Raw genomic sequence first — 1,653 nt, 5'->3', positions numbered from 1 at the left:
CGCCGCGCGCGGGAGGATGGCAAGTTCGCCAACGTGGCCGTGCTGCACGGCGACCAGGTGAAGATGGTGGACGAGCGCGGGGGCGACCTGCCCGCCGGGATGCTCCACACCTCGCCGCTGCTGGCGTTCGCCTCCACGCGGTCGTGGACGGACTCGGTGAACGTGGTGGTGCAGCTGGCGCTCTCCATGCGCACCCACGGCCACGGCGGGTCGCTGCTGATCGTGCCGCGCGACTCCGACGAGTGGCGCAGGTCCATCGTCCACCCGATCAACTACCCGGCCGAGCCGGCGTTCACGGGGCTGTCGTCGCTGGCGGCCATGGAGCCCGACGAGGAGGACCGCGCCGAGTGGATGGACGCGGTGCGCCGGGTGGTGGACCAGGTGGCCGGGCTCACCGCGGTGGACGGCGCCACCATCATCGACGACCGCTACGGCCTGCTGGCGTTCGGGGCCAAGATCGCGCGGTCGCGGGGGAGCGCGCCCGTAGAGCGCGTGGTGGTGATGGAGCCGGTGGTGGGCGCACACCCTTCCGAGGTCGACGTGTCGGAGCTGGGGGGCACGCGCCACCTGTCCGCGGCGCAGTTCGTCCGCGACCAGCCGGACGCCCTGGCGCTGGTGGCCTCGCAGGACGGCCGCTTCACCGTGTTCTATCGGCCGCCGGGGCAGGACACCGTCCATGCGCACCGGGTGGAGACGCTGCTCCTGTGATCAGCGCGCTGCCGGTGCATCAACCATGGTGCCCGTTCTGCTGGCTGCGGATGTTCGCGGCGTTTCGATCATCTGCCATCCGCTCCCATCATCTTGAAACACCCTCGATCGGTGGAGGAATCGATGCGTGCAAGGCCCAAGCGGCGCCCGCTTCTGCTGCTTCTGACACTCGCGATATTCCCGCTCTCCCGGCCCGCGCCGGCCCGCGCCTTCGACACCGGGCCACACCACGACATGACCCGGTCCGCGCTGCAGGACGAGGGTTTCGCACCCGGGTCGCCGGTCATTCAGATCGCGCAGGTCTCCAACTGGCTGGTGGACTACTACAGCGTAAGCAAGACGATCTCGAACGCACAATTGCTGGCGCACCTTCACTTCGACAACCTGACCTCCACCTCCCAGATCCAGAACTCGTGGAGCCGGCTCGCGCAGAACACGCAGAGAGCGGTGAGCGCCGCGGCCGACGAAGTGAGGGCAGCCCCCAATCCCGCCGAGCGGTACCGCCGGATGGTGTACCTGGCCGTGCTCATCGGGGCCTCGCTTCACCCCGTGCAGGACTTCTACAGCCACTCCAACTGGGTGGAGCTGTACCCCATGCAGGGCGGTGTGTATGGCACCCGGACCTGGTTCGACACGCCTGCGCCCTCGACGTTGCTTCGCAGCGGGCTGGTGGGGCCCCGCAACGACCTGTACCCCACCCGGGACTCGACACGGGACCATGGCGGGTACAAGGGCGGGATGAACCGGGACTCCTACAGCCGCCCGCGGTGGCCGCAAGCCTACGTGTACGCCTACTCCGGGTCGCGGCAGTGGCTGCGCGCCATCCGGCAGTGGGTTGAACAGGTAGACCCCGCGATCTGGCGGGAACTCGTGGCGCTCCGGCTGAACAGCGCGGACGCTACGGCGCTCGCCAGGGATCTCCGCGCATCCTATCTGTTGTCGCTC

General features: G+C 69.1%; 2 pseudogenes. Both read left to right on the top strand.

Annotation, left to right across the window (positions count from 1 at the left end):
- Nucleotides 1-708, top strand: a pseudogene (locus tag VIB55_RS13915) (hypothetical protein); the annotation flags it as partial.
- A gap of 234 nt (nt 709-942) precedes the next feature.
- Nucleotides 943-1,653 (top strand): annotated as a pseudogene (locus tag VIB55_RS13910) (hypothetical protein); the annotation flags it as partial.

The sequence above is a fragment of the Longimicrobium sp. genome, from assembly GCF_036554565.1.
GTDB lineage: Bacteria > Gemmatimonadota > Gemmatimonadetes > Longimicrobiales > Longimicrobiaceae > Longimicrobium.
Note: the sequence above shows the minus strand (reverse complement) of the source record. Positions and strands in the feature narration are given on the sequence as shown.